We start from the raw sequence: 16,629 nt of genomic DNA, 5'->3' as shown, positions 1-16,629 counted from the left end.
TTGCAGGAGTACACATGAGTTCGTTGCCTATCAACGCCGCCTTGCCGGCCCTTTTGAAAGCCCTCCATGAGCGGGATGAAGTGGTGCTTCAGGCACCACCAGGTGCGGGTAAAACTACCCGCGTCCCGCTTGCCTTGCTCGACGAAGCCTGGCTTCAGGGCCAGACCATCATCATGCTCGAACCACGCAGACTGGCAGCGCGTGCTGCAGCAGAGCGTATGGCAAGTGAGCTGGGTGAAAAGGTCGGCGAGACCGTGGGCTACCGCATCCGCCTGGACAGCAAGGTAGGCCCGAAGACCCGGATCGAGGTGGTGACCGAGGGCATCCTCACACGTCGCCTGCAGAGCGACCCAGCACTAGAAGGTGTGGGGCTTGTGATCTTCGACGAATTCCACCTGCGAAACCTCGATGCCGATCTCGCCTTGGCGCTGACGCTCAATGGTCGGGAGCTGTTCCGAGACGATGCTGCGCTGAAGGTGTTGCTGATGTCGGCGACGCTGGAAGGGGAGAGACTTTCGCGTCTTCTGAGTGATGCACCGATCGTGACGAGCGAAGGGCGGATGTTTCCGGTCACGACGATCTGGGGCAAGCCACAGCAGCCAGGAGAGTACCTTGAGCCTCGGGTAATCAGCGCTTGCCTTGACGCACTGTCTGATCAGCCAGGCAGCCTGCTGGTTTTCCTGCCGGGCCAGGCAGAGATTCGCCGCGTTGTGGCAGGGCTTGAGGACAGCCTCAATGCATCGGCGTCGCTGCAGAGGGACACTTTGCTCTGCCCATTACATGGTGAACTCGATCTGGATCAGCAGCGGGCAGCGATCGATCCTGCCCCGCCAGGAAAGCGCAAAGTGGTGCTGGCGACGAACATTGCTGAGACCAGTGTCACTATCGACGGTGTACGTGTGGTGATCGACGCGGGCCTTGAGCGTGTACCGCGCTTCGACCCTCGCAGCGGCATGACCCGCTTGGATACCCAACGGATATCCAAGGCCAGTGCTACCCAACGGGCCGGGCGTGCCGGGCGTTTGGAGCCTGGAGTGTGCTATCGCCTGTGGTCTGAAGCTCAACACGATCAGATGGCAGGTTTCAGTGCCCCCGAAATTCAGCAGGCAGACCTGACTGGCTTGGCGCTGCAGCTGGCCAAATGGGGCGTCAAGCCGAGCGAGCTCGTGTGGCTGGATGCACCGCCCACAGCAGCATTTTCTCAGGCATGTGAACTTCTACGACGGCTTGGCGCGATCCAAGAGGATGGTCAATTGACCAAGCACGGACAGGCGATGGCAGAGCTACCAAGCCATCCCCGAATCGCCCACCTGCTGTTACGAGGCCATGAGTTGGGGCTGACCGAGACGGCGTGCAATATCGCGGCCTTGTTTGGCGAGCAGGATATCCAGCGCGGAGGGGGGGCAGACTTACACAGTCGACTTGCCCTTTTGTCTGGAGAGCAGCGTGCACAGCGGGGTGAACAAGGCGCTATCCAGCGCGCGAGGCAGTTGGCCAGGCAGTTCCGGTCGTTCCTGCGCGGCTCGGCAGCGCTCGCCATCGCTGATCCAGATCACCCAAGGTGGGTAGGGTGCCTGCTTGCATTGGCGTATCCCGATCGGATTGCTCAACAGCGGCGTGCGGGTGGTGCTGAGTATCGTCTGGCGAATGGTCGGGCTGCGGCGTTCACCGATTCGGACGCACTGATGAAGCACGCCTGGATTGTGATTGCTGATCTCGGCAGTCGCCAGGGCCAGCGGGAGGAGAGGATTTACCTTGCTGCTGATCTAGACGAAGCGTTGTTCGACTCCGTTCTGAAAGAGCAGGTCGACCAGGTGGATGAGCTCGATTGGGATGAGCGAGAAGGTGTCTTGCGCGCTGAGCGGCAGTTGAAAGTAGGGGAGTTGATTCTGTCTCGGACGCCGTTGGCAAACATTGGAGAGGAGGCGCGCGTTCAGGCGCTGCTCAACTACGTACGCCGAAAAGGGCTGGAGCTTTTGCCGTGGACGCCTGAGCTTCGCCAGTGGCAGGCGAGGGTGGAACTGTTGCGCATACTCGATGAGGAATCGGGTAGCCAAAGTGAGTGGCCCGACCTTCGAGATGCGGCCTTACTGGCGTCGCTTGGGGACTGGTTGGGGCCATACGTTGGAAAGGTCACTCGGCTGAGTCATTTTAGTCAGCTCGACTTGTCATCCATCCTGCGTAACCTCTTGCCTTGGCCGTTGCCACAACACCTCGACGCACAGGCGCCTCAGACGATTTCGGTACCGTCGGGATCGAATATCCGCGTCGACTATAGCGAGCGTCCTCCGGTGCTTGCTGTCCGACTCCAGGAGCTTTTTGGGCAAGCTGATACGCCGCGCATCGCGAATGGTCGTCAGCAGGTGAAGTTACATCTGCTGTCGCCGGCACGAAGGCCGGTGCAGGTGACCCAGGATCTGGCGAACTTCTGGCGCACGACCTATGCCGAGGTCAAGAAGGATCTGAAGGGAAGATACCCCAAGCATTTTTGGCCTGACGATCCACTCGTTGCGCAAGCTACCGCGCGAGCCAAGCCCAGAGGTACCTGACTTCTAGACGGAGGCCTACGTAGCCAGCATCTGGGGCCGTCTTGTGGCCTGGGTTCGCATTACGCCTGGGTAGGCCGTCGAAGCTAACGCACATGACGCTGCGTCGTATGCCGTAGAGGAGATGCCTTGTGCACAGCTGCGGTCAATGAGGGTCGCTCAGCGACTGGATGCTTATAATTTGGACGTGACTGATGGATCAATCTGCTAACGAATCTCCCCGCCTCAAAAAATTTCGGAACAATCTCATCGCAGCCATTCCGAGATTCCCGAACAACAAGGCGACCCTTCAAGCGCTACAAGCCATGAGGCTTACGGATCTTCTGATCGCGTTCCTTGGCTGGAAAGTGCGATCAGTCGGCACGCGCCCTCGCCAAGTCATGCGCGCACATCTTTTAGACAAAGATCCAAGGGCGGCAACGTTGAAGCCAAACATCGAGGCGTTGTTCAATGCGGTAGAAGCCGGAGACGACCTGACACCCTACCTGTCGTTAGCTGCGACATCGGATGGCTTTACAATTCCTGACCGCAATCACCCCAAGGGGTTGTGGGCCGATAAGGACTTCCTCCTCAATGTGATGGGCTTTCATCACTTTCATCTGGGCATGACCCAGGAAGCCGCAGGGCATATCCAGCGCACTAACGAGGTGCTTTTTGCCTTGGTCAGTCGAAATGAGTTCGAGGTCGTAGGTTTGTTCACCCATGATGCCTTCGAACGTGATGCTCAGGGAAATATGAGCCCGGAGCGACGCCGGCTGTGGTCAACCTACGAGCGGAGGCTGGCAGAAGGAAGATTGCCGGGCGAGATGTATACCTCCTGTGGTAGCGTTTGGGAAACGTGCCTGTAAGCAGTCCTTTCTCTCTGGTTTTATCTCGTTGGGAGCGCCATGTACTTCGACGCATTGGAAGAGCGATTGTCCTCTTATGGTTCTGGAGGTTATTACTTTTTAGAAGCATTCATACTCAAGCTGTTAGAGCTTGAGGGTGAGCCGTTAGGGCAGAAGATTGTTCAGCATGGTGGGGGGGCGGCTCCTTTTGATGCTACTGCTCCAGATGGGATCGGTGAGATCAGAGAGCCGCTCGCTATAGAGATAACGTTTACTATAAGCGGAAAAAAGCTCCAGGCTATCATCGCAAATTACTCCCGAAGAGCCAGCCCGGGTTATCGCTTACTGGTAATTGCGCCCAAGGTGAAGGAGGATCAGCTCCCTTTAATCTTTGGTGCGATGGGTGGTGCGTCTCAGTTTCCGCTGTTTTTCTGGGGCAAAGAGAAAATAAATGAGCTGATTCTGAAACATGCAGATGCTGCAGGGGTTCTTGCTGAGAATATGTTCTCAGTTAGGCTAAAAATGGCCGCCGCTCGACCAACGAATGCTTGGCAAGAAGAGCGAGAGCAAATAATAAAAGAAATTTCGGAGCAGTACCGTGCTGGCAGCTTTTCACTGGCACTTGGGGCGGGCGTATCTAGCAGTGCCGGGTTACCTGATTGGAATACACTCCTTAACTCTCTGTTTGTATCCATGCTTTCTGAAGAGAATATCGGAGAGGGTGAGAGTAACAACTCTCAAGTGGCACAGATTGTGAGTCGCTTGATGGAGGTCGATGGGCCGTCAGCACTGATGTTAGCCCGGTACATTCGAAAGGGCTTGGCTGCAGGGTCGCCGACGGAACAGCAAGTATTCATCGAGGCCATTACCAAACAGCTGTATGAGCTGCGAAACACTGATTATCCGATTGAATCCATGCTCATTACAGCGATTGCCACGCTTTGCACGCCAACTCGTACCGGTGCGAAGATTAAATCCATTCTGACGTATAACTTCGATGACTTCATCGAGCGGGCTTTGAAGGCTAAGTCGCTCGTGCATAAAAGTGTTTTTGAGGAGTTTGAGACCGCTTCTGCTGAAGAACTCCCTATATACCACGTGCACGGCTTTTTGCCCCAGGATAGGTCTGGATACCCTAACTTGGATCGATGTACTTTAGTTTTTTCTGAGGAGGGGTATCATCAGATTTATCGTGACGCTTATCACTGGTCTAATCTGGCGCAGCTTAATATATTTAAAGAGACGTCATGTCTAATGATAGGTTTGTCGCTGACCGATCCGAATCTTCGTAGGTTGTTGGAGATTGCTTCAAAGTCGCTCGAAAAGCCAAAGCATTTTGCATTTATGCGTCGTTTAAATCCCGTTAAATTTAAAAGGGGTGAGGGTGGTGCTCCGCTCAAGATTCCAAATGCTGTGATCGAGCGATTCCTTGATCGCCATCATAGTACGAATGAAGAGCTAATGAGAGAGTTGGGAGTCACCATAATTTGGTATGAGGACTACAACGATATACCCATTATTCTCGATAGGGTCAGAGTAGGGCAGCGGAGCGGCTAGGAGGTCTCAATCGTCGGATAAGGCAAATTTGTCCAGGTCGAGTCTGGGTAGGCCAGTCGTTCTTTCAGCGTGACCCCGCCCGCCTCTATGCTGAAGTTGTACCCTCTGCGAATCATCTCCAAGCGAGTTCTGGGGCCGCATTGACTGAAGATCATCTCCAAAGCCTACGGGTTTACCTTGCCTGGCTCCTCGCGCTTATGGAGGATGTCGTCAAACACCATGCGCTTAAGCGTGGCATCCACAGCAAGGTTGATTACTCGCACGTCAGAATGGTCTTTGAAAGCTTCCACCTGCCACCCGGTGTGAATGCCCTGGAGGAAATGGGCATCCCTATCCAGACCCTGCACCGCCTGGCTGACCTCATGGATTTCCCTGAGAAGGCGGATGTGGATCAGCTTGGTCAGTTCATTCGAGACAACCAGCACGCCTGGGTGCGATCCGTGGGCTAAGTGGATCGGATGTTCATCCAGCGCGCGCTGCGTATTGGATGACTCCAGCCCAGCATTCTGGAAAAGGCGGGTGATGGCCGATGACGCCCTGGTTAGGTTGGCCAGGGCTCTAGTTGTTGCGCAGCCAGATCATCTGTTACGGCGTTCTCAGCGACGTGGTGCGCTTCTCAGCGCTTTCAGCATCCTGCTTGTACATCCGCTCCAGATCATTCAACTGTCTGAGGTAGTCGGCGACCGGTAGGCCTTCCTCCAGCTGGAGCTTGAGGTCGTTGGAGAGCGCAAAATACTTGTCCATGGCAAGCGCCTGGTGCACTGAGCTGAGCGTCTCGGAGTAATTGGCGAGATCTCGGAAGGCTAAGTGGATGTAGTGTTCGACGGACGTCGGATCCAGATGCCCTGTCCACTGCACAACCTCTGCAACAAAGGTTTTGGTGTCGAGCAGCGCCCGACGAAAATCGTCAGCGTTGTTTAGCTTGTGCTGCGCGATGAACTGGGTGAAGACGCGGGTGACCATGGCATGCCTGAACATGTGTGGGCAGATTTGCGACTCGATGCCCGCCAGTATTCGAAGGTAGCGAATTTCATTCGATAAGTGGGTATCGCGCAGTGGTTGACCGTTGCGAGTGGAGACGAATACGTAGCCGTGATCCTTGCCTCCCTTGTAAACATTACGCATCAATTTGCGTCGTGGGCCGTCAATGAACTCATCTAACTTCTTCAGCGTAGGTCTGAAAATCGCTATGAACCGCTCCGCCCCTTCCTCGCGTTTTAACGTATCCAGTCGCAGAACGGGCTTGTCCAACTTCACGGCGTTTCGCACATCTTGCACCTTCAAATTAGCTAGCTCACCCCGCCTTGGCCCCAGGTCGGTGAGCAGCTCGATCATCATCAGGCGGCGCATCTTCACAAAATCACAGGCCCTGTCCTTGCGGTTGGCCGCTTTGAGCATCTGAATCTGCTCGCTGGTAACGGGGTCGCGACGATGTTCTCGGTGTGACTTGCCAAAGGAATGATGCCAAAGGTAGGCCTTCGGAATCATTTTTCCGCCTCGGACTTTGACGTAAAAGGTCTCCTCGCGCGCCCGGATCGCACCGGTTGGCGAAACAAAGGTTTTGTTCCTGTAAAAGGTACCTACGAACACTAGGAAGTCGAGCCAAACCTTGCCGGTCGCGATCACTGCGTTCTGTGATTTCTTTGGCTGTGCCGGGTTGTAATCTGCCGTCTCCTTTCGGATTTCATCCACGTAGTCGGTGAACTTCATGTCGTTCAGGTTGATCGGGTCAACGCCATCCCGGTAGCACCGTTTAAGCAGTTGCCCCACATGCCCGGCATACGCTCCCATTGAGCCGCCTTTCGTACCTTTACGGGAAAGCCCGTTGCGCGTGCGACCTCGGCTGAGGAGCAGGCTCTGCATGTACAGGTTACCAATCAAGCAGGGAGAGCCGTTTGGCCAGCAAATGAACGGCATGTTTGATGCGTCGCGTGTGCTGATGCGATCCACTGAAAAGTGATTGAAAAAAGTGAAGTCGCCGAGCAACGAATGGAGCTTTTTGCTGGTCACTGCCTGCATGGTCTAGTCCTTCCTGTAGTCGGCGATATTGGGCACCTCTGCAGAAGGACTTGGCACTTCTACGGTATGCAGCGTGTTGAAAGGTGGCATGGCCATGCTCAGCACTGCGCGTACCGTATCGGCTGCGTCCTGGGCATCCTTCTCCCGTTGCAGTGCGCTGGACGCGTCACGAATGTTGTAAAACCACTCGTGGCATTCCGCGATGGCTTTGAGTAAAAGCATGTTGGTCTGCCGGTGAAGCTCCAATTCATGCTCCAGCTCGGCCACTTTGAGTGAGAGGCCAGAACGGGTGCGCTTGTTGGAGCGCTCGCCGCGCTTCGCTGCGATTTCAAGCGCTTCCAAGGCTTTGAGCCGCAGGTCATTGAGAGCCTTGAAACCGCCCGGCAGATGCGCGTCGGCATAGGTCTTCAAGGTGTTGAGGCTCATGGGGATGACTTGCAGCGTGTCGCCACGGTCGTCGGTAACCGCGCGCTCCAGTTTCGCAATGCCACCTTGGCTCTTCAGGGCCTTACGCAGATCTTGATCAGAGTGATACTGCTGAGCCCGCTTGATGGCATCCACCAGCAGTGCGTGCAGCCCACGCACCGATGGAGCGGCGCGTGTAGCGAGAGAAATACCTTGGCTCATGCAGCCTCCGGAGCACGCACCAGGCGCGCCACAAGTTTGAATTGCTTACCCCGATGATCTTTGAAGTACTCAGGCTCGATCTCCACCCAGCCTTCGTCCATCAACTCCCTGATCTGGTCTTCCAGGTCGTGGGCACTGATCAAGGTTAATTTCTCTGTGCCGTAACGATCCTTCAGCAACTGCGTCAGCTCAACGTAGTTTTCGATGTCACCATGGTGCAGTTGTTCGGCCACGGTCTGGGCCTTCGCGCTGGCCAACACCGCCCCGTCCGTGGACTCCGTGATGTACCGATAGACGTGTTGCGGGTCAGTATGTCCGAGCATCCACTGCAACGTGTCGAGCTTGGCGAAGCTGCCGCAGTAGAAGAACAGCATCGCGAAGAACCGACGCATCTGGTGCTGTCGGAAGTAGTAGCGTTCCCCCTTGGCATTCAGAGGGGTTTCAAAGTAGTCGCACATCAGATCCAGGTTACGATTGTACGTGTATGCGCTTGAGTCGGTCAGTTGTGCTGAACCTTTGAAATTGGGCAAGGCAAACAGCGTTTGCAACTTTGAAATGAAGCCAATCCGGCGCAACACCTTTTGCATACGAATGAGCGTCTTGATCATGTCTGCGGCAATCGGCTCGATCGGCCTAGCTTCGCGGCGACGCATGCCAAACAAGTGGCGTGTGCTCTTGGCATTGCGGAACAGCAGCCACTCTTGCGTCTCATCGAGGCAATCTTCCGCGTTCAGCCCGTATAGCTCACTGGCCCTGCGGGCCATAAGGACGCCTACCGTGAGCTGCACGCAACCCATATATACGGCCATGAGTTCATAGAGGCCGTTATTCGCCCTCAGGTTACCGAAGTAAGCTTCTTTCGTACCCTTGATAATAGAGTGGTAAACCCCAGTGTTGGTTGAGTTTACCGCCAGCGACAACCTTCGCACGCCGAAGGCCGACAGCTTCGGCCCGGCCAATTGTTGCACTTCCTCTGCGGTCAAGAAGCTCGGTGATACATTCCGTTTTTTGCATTCCAGCGCGATTCGGCAAAACGCTTTGGTGAGCTCTTGGCCATGCTCCAGGTGGAATTCGATAGCCTGTCGCAGCCCCGTGAACACCATCTCGGATGGAAGGGTGCGAAATCGCCCGATGGTCGACAGGTCAGGATTGAATTTTTCTGCTTTGACCAAGGCTTCAACCCTGGGGGCAGGTAACTCCAGCTCGTGCAGAACGCCTAGTTGATAAACTGCTCGGCGATAGGTGACATATGTGGTATCACGCATTTTTTCACGTGCACCACTGGTGACAGGAACCCCTCTGTATTCGCGATCTAATTGCGATGCATCATCATTATAAATGAGGATGCTATACATAACCTTCGATTGGTTTTTACCCCACAAAGTCTCCGAATAAATCTCCTGAGATATTTGAGCTGTGTTGGGTTGGTTGCCATGGATCTGTGCGTGATAAAAGCCCTGCAGATACAGTGCGGCTCGTACCTGCGGAATTAGTTCATGTGCGATGCCCAATTCATCTTCTGCACGCTGTTCGTCGGTGATCACGGCGAGTTGTGGCTTGGATTTGAGAAGGTCTACTAGCGTTGTCGAACAAGTGGCTTCTAACAATCGCATGCAGTAATCATGGAGACGTTCGCGCCAGTTATAGATCGACTCAGAAACTTGTGGGCTATTCGCCAATGTTTGAAGGATTTCCTGCAAGTTGCCCGCATTGAGACCTTCTAGGCCATACTTTGCAATTTGATATCGCTTGCCATTGATCAGCAGGAAGTCAATGATGTGGCAGGTACGGCAAAAACGTTGCAGTTGTTGACCCTGCAGCTCATTAGTTTCGGACAGATATCCCGACGAATCGCGCGTGCAGGAAGTAAGGTAATATTTGAAGCCAAGAAGCAGCTTCCTGTTTTTAGGGGCTGTCAGGAGGCTGCCATCTTCGAGTGTGATTCTCCAGTCTAGATATTTGGGCTTTTTGTAGTCAAAGCTATACTCCCAAATGTCCGAATCGAAGTCGTTAATTAGCCAAGTCGCATAGCGATATGCCTCAGTGGGTTCCACTAAGTATGGTGCTAGGAAGGAAAGCTCAGGCGGCAGTTGCTTTTGCATAGATCAAGTCTTCCATATGTGCGGCATTGGCATGTTGACGGGCTACTGCAAGGTATTCATGCATGGTAGTGTCTAAGCGGTCTTCGATTTCCTTTACTACCAAATCGCTGAAACGTGACCAGTAAACGGCTTTGGCACAGATCTGCTTAGCTTCTTTATGCTTGGCTTCTTCTGACTCGTTGGCATTCTGGGTAGCGTTGTTTACCGCAGCTTGAAGCGATAGCAGTGCCGTCAGTACGCCTGTGTCGATCGAGACTACGACTTGATCTGCTTTGCCTGACTGATTTGCGCCTGCCTTGGGCTTTGCTTCTGGCGCTTTGAGATAGTCAGGGTTCTGCAGGTGCTCCGGGATTTCCTTGAGCGCGTGATTTTCCAAGAACCTATGCAGTTCATCCATATCAGCGAAGCGAGCGACTTCCAGCAGACGAGGACTGTCCTTCATCGCGCGGCAGATGATCCCTCGCTGGAACAAGCGGATCCACCGGGTTTGGAAGAACGCCAGGATGGGTTCGGGTAGATAGTGGCTGAGCAGGGTGGACGTGTAACCCTTGTGGCCGAGCGCCCTCGCCATTTCCTCCACGTCGTGATTACGGAGGAAGATTTCAACCGCTGCCGAGGCTCGGAATGCAGTGACTGACAACTGAGTGATGAAGCGCTTGGTAGCTGTCTCGCCACGGTTGCCGAGCGCCATGAACTCATCCACCATTCTTCGCTGGTACTTGATGGTCTTTTGATTTAGCCTCACCGTGCTAGGTACGGTCGGTGTTATAATTGCTCCGCTGGTGTGCAGAAAAAAGTAACGCCATTGGTCGTTGCCTGCGTGCTTAAGTTCATCTCGCAGTACTTGGGTCATGGAGATCATCAACTTAACCCATTCCGCTTCTTCGTCAGAAAGCAGGATCTTGCGCTCGCTGTTAGGCCCCTGTGCGCGGTCTTTGTAGCCCAGTAACTGGTAGTTCCCTTTTTCTGTTTTAGTGAGTCCGGTTAATTGTCCTTGCTTATTGAATAATTCAAGGTTTACGAAGAAGCCGTCAGTAATATTTGGGTGCCCATGGGTTAGCAACATTTGCAGTGCGAAGATGGTGTCTACTGTAGGAATTCCTAGGAGCCTATGCACTTCGCCCTTTGGTATGGCGCCTAGGAGTGGCGCGTTACTCTTGAGGTAAGTGACGCCATTTTTGAGGTAAGTAGCGCAAATATTTTCTGCGCCCACCTGATCTAATCTCTTGGCATTGTAATTGCCGCCAGTAATAATGGTTCCTCGCGAGCCCAGTTCAAGGCACGCCTCGTAAGCCTCCTTGGCTTTTTGAAGGCGATGCCTTGCCCACTTTAAGACGAGCGAATTGTCCTCGTGAATATCTTTGAACAGAAGCTCAATAGCTTCACTGTCAGTAAGGTGCAGTGGGATTTCGGTGATCAGTTTGTTCTTGACTGTCGTACCATCTGCTTTCTTTTTTGTGTGGGTGAGCGCACCTGGTGTGCATTTCCCCGGGGGCTTTGGGAGCCCCCATGAAAACGGGCGCGCCCAAACTCCAGACTGGAGGAAGATTTCATCCATTGTGAAGATGAATTTAGAATAAGTTCTTGTCCTGGTTTTGACGTCAGTGCCGCTTTCCACCGCTTTCGTGAAATTGTGAAACATGAAATCAATAAATAACCGCTTGATTTCGAGTGGGCTTTGGAATGTTGATACGGGCCAGCGTTCTTTATGCTCTGATAGGTAGTATAAGAAGGTGTTGAAGTCAGTGTGGCTTGGACTCAGCCTTTTCGCCATGTTTTTGGAGTATCGGTCGAAAATGAGCTCGGCAAACTCTTGCCCATGTGAGTTCCACACGTGAGCGATCGGAAGATACCCACTATTTCCGTTGCGTCCTTGAATCTCCCACCCATTCCAATAGCGCAGCGCTACCGGATCCAGCTTCTGTTGGAGCTTCTTCCAGACGTGTTGGTACTTGCCAATTTTCCAGTCAGCATTGGTGAGCTCCGGAAGCATCGGAACCTCTTCCCGCATCTTGAGCATCAGCTTGACGAAGCCTTTTTGGTGAAGCGCTCTGGTTGGCTGTTGAAATTGGATCAAGGATTCATCATCGAACGCTCCTAGGAAGCCTTGAATGACCTTTTCAAAGCTTGGGTTGGACAGGGAGAGGAAGCTGATTGGAGTGGCTGTTACGTGGCAGTAGACATCAAAGAGCTTGATGAGGTTTACAACTTTTGTGATGAGGACTTTTTCTTCCAAAGCATCGAGGGAGCGTTGCATGAGCGCCAAGACATCAGGAGGGAGTACCGTGATGGGATAGAACTGAAAAATCTGCCTCGTCTTGATGATTGTCAAATCGCTATCCATCGGTGAATTCTCGCTAAAAGCCTTGTGATAGAAGGATTGTGAAACTGTTTGACAAGATGTTGCAAGTGGCAATCTCATGGAACGCAGCCTGGATGCCGATCTCGCACTTGCGCTGAGCCTTAACGGCCGCGAGTTGCTGCGTGACGACCCGCCACTGAAGATTCTGCTGATGTCCGCGACCCTGGAAGGCGAGCGCCTGTCGCGGTTGCTGGACGATGCCCCGGTGGTCAGCAGCGAAGGCCGCATGCATCCGGTGGATATCCGCTGGGGGCGGCCGTTTCAGCCAGGCGAATTCATCGAGCCACGGGTGGTGGACTGCGTGCTGCATGCGCTGGCTGACCAGGCCGGCAGCGTGCTGGTGTTCCTGCCTGGGCAAGCCGAGATCCGCCGGGTTCACCAAAGCCTTCAGGAGGCGCTGGGGACGCGCCCCGAGATTCTGCTGTGCCCGCTGCATGGCGAGCTCGACCTCAATGCCCAGCGCGCCGCTATCGATCCGCCGGCCAAGGGCCTGCGCAAGGTGGTGCTGGCCACCAACATCGCCGAAACCAGCCTGACCATCGATGGCGTGCGCGTGGTGATCGACGCAGGCCTGGCCCGGGTGCCGCGCTTCGACCCCGGCAGCGGCATGACCCGCCTGGACACCCAGCGCATTTCCCGCGCCAGCGCCACCCAGCGCGCGGGGCGTGCCGGCCGCCTGGAGCCCGGCGTGTGCTACCGCCTTTGGTCCGAGGCCCAGCATGACCAGCTGGCCGCCCATGGCAGTGCCGAGATTCTCCAGGCCGACCTGGCCGGGCTGGCCCTGCAGCTGGCGCGCTGGGGTGTAACGCCCGAGCAGTTGCGCTGGCTCGACCAGCCACCGGCTGCAGCGTTCGCCCAGGCACAGGACCTGTTGGCGCGACTCAGCGCCTTCAAGCCGGGCAGCCGCGACACCCTCAGCGAACATGGCCAGGCCATGGCCGAACTGCCGGCTCACCCACGCATCGCGCACTTGTTGCTGCGCGGCCAGGACCTGGGCCTGGCACAGATGGCATGCGATGTGGCTGCACTGCTGGGGGAGCGGGACATTCAGCGTGGCGGTGGTGCCGACTTGCACAGCCGGCTTGCGCTGGTCAGCGGTGAGAGCAAGGCTGCGCGTGGCGGCCAGGGGGGTGTGCAGCGTGCTCGTCAGCTGGCCCGGCAGTACCGTGGCCTGTTGCGTGGCAAGGTCGGTGCGCCGGTCGCCGACCCGGACCACCCACGCTGGCTGGGCGCCCTGCTGGCGCTGGCCTACCCTGACCGGGTCGCCCAGCAGCGCCGGGCGGGTGGGGCGGAGTATCGGCTCGCCAACGGCCGTGCGGCCCTGTTTGGCGAAGTCGATGCATTGATGAAGTGCCCATGGCTGGTGATCGCCGACCTGGGTAGCCGCCAGGGGCAGCGTGAGGAGCGGATCTATCTGGCAGCCGAATTCGATCCGGCGTTGCTCGAGGGTGTACTGGCCGAGCAGGTCGAGAGGGTCGATATCCTCGATTGGGACGAGCGCGAGCAGGTGTTGCGCGCCGAGCGCCAGGTGAAGGTTGGCGAACTGGTCCTCAGCCGTGAGCCGCTGCCCAGGCTGGATGACGAAGCCAGGGCCAGGGCGCTGCTTGGCCTGGTCCGGCGCAAAGGTTTGAACCTGCTGACCTGGACGCCGGAACTGCGGCAATGGCAGGCACGTGTGGCGCTGCTGCGTCAGCTCGACCTGCAGAAGGATGGCCACAGCGAATGGCCTGATCTGGGGGACGAGGCGCTGCTGGCCAGCCTGGAAGACTGGTTACAGCCTTACCTGAGCAAAGTATCGCGCCTCAGCCACTTTGCCGCGCTGGACTTGCCGTCGATGCTGCGCAACCTGCTGCCCTGGCCGCTGCCGCAACGCCTGGAAGAACAGGCTCCGGCGCATTTGGCCGTGCCGTCCGGCTCGAACATCCGCCTGGATTACAGCGAAACCCCGCCGATTCTCGCCGTGCGTCTGCAAGAACTGTTCGGCCTTGCCGACACCCCGCGCATCGCCAATGGCCGGCAGCAGGTCAAGCTGCACCTGCTGTCACCGGCGCGTCGGCCGGTGCAGGTGACCCAGGACCTGGCCAGTTTCTGGCGCACGACCTATGCCGAGGTGAAGAAAGACCTGAAAGGGCGATATCCGAAGCACTACTGGCCGGACGACCCTCTGGTGGCCGAGGCTACCGCCAGGGCCAAGCCGAGAGGGAGCTGATGCACACCACTGAGTGCGGCAGGCCGAAAAAATCATGCGCTGGCCACGACGTGTCAGTGGTCGTGCCATTCATCGTATTGCCCCCGCCAGTGAAGCTCGATCTGCCTGCCTCAATAGGAACGTGATCACTTCGCCTTCCTCGACGTTGAGCCAGGCTACCCACTCCCCACTCCTGTGCGGCGTATCCGGGAGGGCGCCGACCCTGTAGCCCCGCTGGTCGCGCAGATGGCAGACAAGGCCTTCATCTGTCAGCGCCAGCGGCTCGATTTTCCAGTATTCGCTAACGTCTGCATGCCAGTAGAAGCCCAGATAGCCATTGCGGCTGACCCCTAGTTTCTTGGTCTCCGGGCGCCCTGGCATGCTGATGCGGTAGTGCAGGCGATCGTTGGTCCGCGAGTGGTAATGAAAGTCCATCACCGGGGAGTCCTGCCTTCCCCCCGCCTGCAACCAGTCATCCTCAGGGGTAATGCCCCAGCCGAACTTGTCTGTACTGCGGCTGAGGCGTAGCGGGATGTCCCGGTCGACGGTGCGCATGTACAGCTTGCCGCGAAAAGACCTGGCGTACCCGGCCTGAATGGTTTCGTTCATGGTGCACTCCTTGAATAGCATTGAGGATGTGCACTCTGGCGCCAGGGCTGGGCAGCCGGCAGGCCGAAAACATTCCCCGGTGGCCTCAGGTGCTGGCTTCACCTTCCAGCAACATGAACAGGCGGTACAGCACCACGGTGCTGAACAGCTGCAGGAAGCCGCTGAGGCTGTCCATGGCCAGTTCCATCCCAGGTGATGGCTCGGGGAAGGCCATCAACAGCAGCCCGTCGATCAGCCAGATCGGTGCCAGCACGCCTAAAACGCAGATCATGATGCGCATGAAATGCCCGGTGGTCATGCTTGCGCTTTCGCGCATCGCCTGCACCACCGGCCGGCCGCGCAGCACCAGCAGGTACTCGGCGAACACCAGGTTGATCATGATCCACACCCCCGGGAAGATGAACAGCGCCAGGCCGGCCATGATCAATAGCGAGCTGATCAGGATCAGCAGGGCCAGTTGCGGCCACAGTTGAAGGGCGCGGGCGAACAGGTCGCGCTTGGCGATTTCCTGGCCGTTGCTGCGTGTGTCCAGGTACAGGATCAGGGCTGCGCTGTACAGCGGGTAGAACAACAGGCTGACCAGCATGCCGTAGGCCGGTGATGCCTGGTCGCCCAGCTGCCGGTCCAGCAATTGGGTGAGCAGGGCTTCCACCACCACCAGCGGCAGGCACAGCTGGAGGATGTTTGGCAGGTGACGGCGGAAGAAGTACAGGGAGTCGCGCAGAACGCTCAGCGGATTCATCAGTCAACATCGCATGGCAGTAAAAACAGGGGCCTAACTTTAGCCCAAAGCAGGCCTGTAGCTGTCACTTGCTGAAAAAAGTTTCACCGCAGCAGTGATTGAATCCCGCGCCTGTACGCCCCATCTTTGACGCTGTCCGATGTCCCGCTACCCCACGAGGTCGCCCCATGAACACTGAAGAACAAACCCTGATCGACGGCCTGTTCGGCCGCCTCAAGCAAGCCGAAGACCCGAGCCAGCCGCGTGACGCGCAAGCCCAGGCGTGCATCGAGCAGCACGTGCGTCAGCAACCGGCGGCGCCTTACTACATGGCCCAGGCGATTTTGGTACAGGAGGCCGCGATCAAGCGCCTCGACGAACAGAACAAGCAGCTGCAAGCCGAGCTGCAGCAGGCCCGTGCCCAGGCTCAGGCGGCACAAGCCGCCAGCAGTGCGCCGAGCAATGGCGGGGGTGGTTTCTTGTCCAGCATCTTTGGTTCGGGTGGGCGCAACGCAGCCCCGGCGGTGCAGCCACAGCGTCCTTCGGCGCCCCCTGTAGCGTCCGGTGGTGGCTGGCGCGAGCCGTCGGCACCTGGTTTCGCCCAGCCTCAGGCGCCGCAGCCTGGCTATGGCGCCGCGCCTGCGCGCAGTGGGGCCAGCAGCTTCCTTGGCGGGGCCATGCAGACCGCCGCCGGTGTGGCCGGTGGTGTGCTGCTGGCGCAGGGTATTAGCAGCCTGTTCAACCACAACTCGCAACCGGAAGAAGTGGTCGAGGTCATCAAGGAAGAGCCGGCGCCAGCCAGCGACAGTGGCGGCTGGAACGACCAGGGCGGGCAGCAGCAAGTGGCTGACAACGGTGGCTGGGGCAGTGACCAGGGTGGATACGCCGACGGTGGTTTCGGCAGCGATGACGGCGGGTTCTTCTCGGACGACGATTCTTACGTCTGACAGGTCTGGCATACTGCTGGCATTTCCGGGGTCGCTTTGCGCCCCTTCGCGGGCACGCCCGCTCCCACAGGTGTACGCGCGATACCTGTGGGAGCGGGCGTGCCCGCGAAGGGCTGCGCAGCAG

At 56.9% G+C, this 16,629-nt stretch carries 11 protein-coding genes and 1 pseudogene; 6 read left to right on the top strand and 6 right to left on the bottom strand.

The genetic code is table 11. The annotated features are described in order from the left end of the window. Positions 1–14 precede the first annotated feature (14 nt). From hrpB (AC3RCM_RS24200) to AC3RCM_RS24185, 4 genes are all read left to right on the top strand, one after another. A complete protein-coding gene (hrpB, locus tag AC3RCM_RS24200) occupies positions 15–2,549 on the top strand; it encodes an ATP-dependent helicase HrpB (protein WP_492629214.1) in 2,535 nt (844 codons plus the stop codon). Positions 2,550–2,740: 191 nt separating this feature from the next. Next, positions 2,741–3,394, top strand: coding sequence for a hypothetical protein (locus AC3RCM_RS24195; protein WP_492629213.1), 654 nt, complete (start codon positions 2,741–2,743; stop codon positions 3,392–3,394). A 39-nt stretch (positions 3,395–3,433) separates the two neighbouring features. Beyond that, positions 3,434–4,930, top strand: coding sequence for an SIR2 family protein (locus AC3RCM_RS24190; RefSeq protein WP_492629212.1), 1,497 nt, complete (start codon positions 3,434–3,436; stop codon positions 4,928–4,930). A 140-nt stretch (positions 4,931–5,070) separates the two neighbouring features. Beyond that, positions 5,071–5,379 (top strand): hypothetical protein, encoded by a 309-nt coding sequence (locus AC3RCM_RS24185; RefSeq protein WP_492629211.1) that lies wholly within the window; start codon positions 5,071–5,073, stop codon positions 5,377–5,379. Positions 5,380–5,515: 136 nt separating this feature from the next. On the opposite strand, the gene AC3RCM_RS24180 is transcribed toward AC3RCM_RS24185, so the two are convergent. From AC3RCM_RS24180 to AC3RCM_RS24165, 4 genes are read right to left on the bottom strand one after another with little or no spacing between them, the layout of a single operon-like run. Continuing rightward, the gene (locus AC3RCM_RS24180; RefSeq protein WP_492629210.1) at positions 5,516–6,949 is read right to left on the bottom strand and encodes a tyrosine-type recombinase/integrase; all 1,434 of its coding nucleotides are present in this window, start codon (positions 6,947–6,949) and stop codon (positions 5,516–5,518) included. Positions 6,950–6,952: 3 nt separating this feature from the next. Further along, positions 6,953–7,576: a hypothetical protein gene (locus tag AC3RCM_RS24175; RefSeq protein WP_132844285.1), complete on the bottom strand. Its 624-nt coding sequence runs from the start codon at positions 7,574–7,576 to the stop codon at positions 6,953–6,955. Then, positions 7,573–9,678, bottom strand: coding sequence for a site-specific integrase (locus AC3RCM_RS24170; RefSeq protein ID WP_492629209.1), 2,106 nt, complete (start codon positions 9,676–9,678; stop codon positions 7,573–7,575). Before AC3RCM_RS24170 ends, AC3RCM_RS24175 begins: the two co-directional genes overlap by 4 nt. Next, positions 9,656–12,100 (bottom strand): hypothetical protein, encoded by a 2,445-nt coding sequence (locus AC3RCM_RS24165; protein WP_492629208.1) that lies wholly within the window; start codon positions 12,098–12,100, stop codon positions 9,656–9,658. The genes AC3RCM_RS24170 and AC3RCM_RS24165 overlap by 23 nt, the downstream gene beginning before the upstream one ends. A 1-nt stretch (position 12,101) precedes the next feature. On the opposite strand from AC3RCM_RS24165, the pseudogene hrpB (AC3RCM_RS24160) reads away from it, so the two are divergent. Beyond that, positions 12,102–14,249, top strand: a pseudogene (gene hrpB / locus AC3RCM_RS24160) (ATP-dependent helicase HrpB); the annotation flags it as partial. A 69-nt stretch (positions 14,250–14,318) separates the two neighbouring features. Here hrpB (AC3RCM_RS24160) and AC3RCM_RS24155 read toward each other — a convergent pair. Further along, the gene (locus AC3RCM_RS24155) at positions 14,319–14,837 is read right to left on the bottom strand and encodes a hypothetical protein (protein WP_336090070.1); all 519 of its coding nucleotides are present in this window, start codon (positions 14,835–14,837) and stop codon (positions 14,319–14,321) included. 85 nt (positions 14,838–14,922) lie between these two features. Continuing rightward, positions 14,923–15,579: a YciC family protein gene (locus AC3RCM_RS24150; RefSeq protein WP_010955396.1), complete on the bottom strand. Its 657-nt coding sequence runs from the start codon at positions 15,577–15,579 to the stop codon at positions 14,923–14,925. 167 nt (positions 15,580–15,746) lie between these two features. Here AC3RCM_RS24150 and AC3RCM_RS24145 point away from each other — a divergent pair, with 167 nt between their 5' ends. Then, on the top strand, positions 15,747–16,505 hold the full coding sequence (locus tag AC3RCM_RS24145) for a DUF2076 domain-containing protein (protein WP_104962605.1): 759 nt from the start codon (positions 15,747–15,749) through the stop codon (positions 16,503–16,505). The last annotated feature ends 124 nt before the right edge of the window (positions 16,506–16,629 follow it).

Source organism: Pseudomonas sp. GW823-FHT05G12 (genome assembly GCF_058795575.1).
This window is presented reverse-complemented; position numbering and strand designations above follow the sequence as displayed.

What these genes read in the sequence shown, in the direction of transcription:
- hrpB (WP_492629214.1), top strand. Translation starts at nt 15, where the DNA reads ATGAGTTCGTTGCCTATCAACGCCGCCTTGCCGGCCCTTTTGAAAGCC.
- AC3RCM_RS24195 (WP_492629213.1), top strand. Translation starts at nt 2,741, where the DNA reads ATGGATCAATCTGCTAACGAATCTCCCCGCCTCAAAAAATTTCGGAAC.
- AC3RCM_RS24190 (WP_492629212.1), top strand. Translation starts at nt 3,434, where the DNA reads ATGTACTTCGACGCATTGGAAGAGCGATTGTCCTCTTATGGTTCTGGA.
- AC3RCM_RS24180 (WP_492629210.1), bottom strand. Translation starts at nt 6,949, where the DNA reads ATGCAGGCAGTGACCAGCAAAAAGCTCCATTCGTTGCTCGGCGACTTC.
- AC3RCM_RS24175 (WP_132844285.1), bottom strand. Translation starts at nt 7,576, where the DNA reads ATGAGCCAAGGTATTTCTCTCGCTACACGCGCCGCTCCATCGGTGCGT.
- AC3RCM_RS24170 (WP_492629209.1), bottom strand. Translation starts at nt 9,678, where the DNA reads ATGCAAAAGCAACTGCCGCCTGAGCTTTCCTTCCTAGCACCATACTTA.
- AC3RCM_RS24165 (WP_492629208.1), bottom strand. Translation starts at nt 12,100, where the DNA reads ATGAGATTGCCACTTGCAACATCTTGTCAAACAGTTTCACAATCCTTC.
- AC3RCM_RS24155 (WP_336090070.1), bottom strand. Translation starts at nt 14,837, where the DNA reads ATGAACGAAACCATTCAGGCCGGGTACGCCAGGTCTTTTCGCGGCAAG.
- AC3RCM_RS24150 (WP_010955396.1), bottom strand. Translation starts at nt 15,579, where the DNA reads ATGAATCCGCTGAGCGTTCTGCGCGACTCCCTGTACTTCTTCCGCCGT.
- AC3RCM_RS24145 (WP_104962605.1), top strand. Translation starts at nt 15,747, where the DNA reads ATGAACACTGAAGAACAAACCCTGATCGACGGCCTGTTCGGCCGCCTC.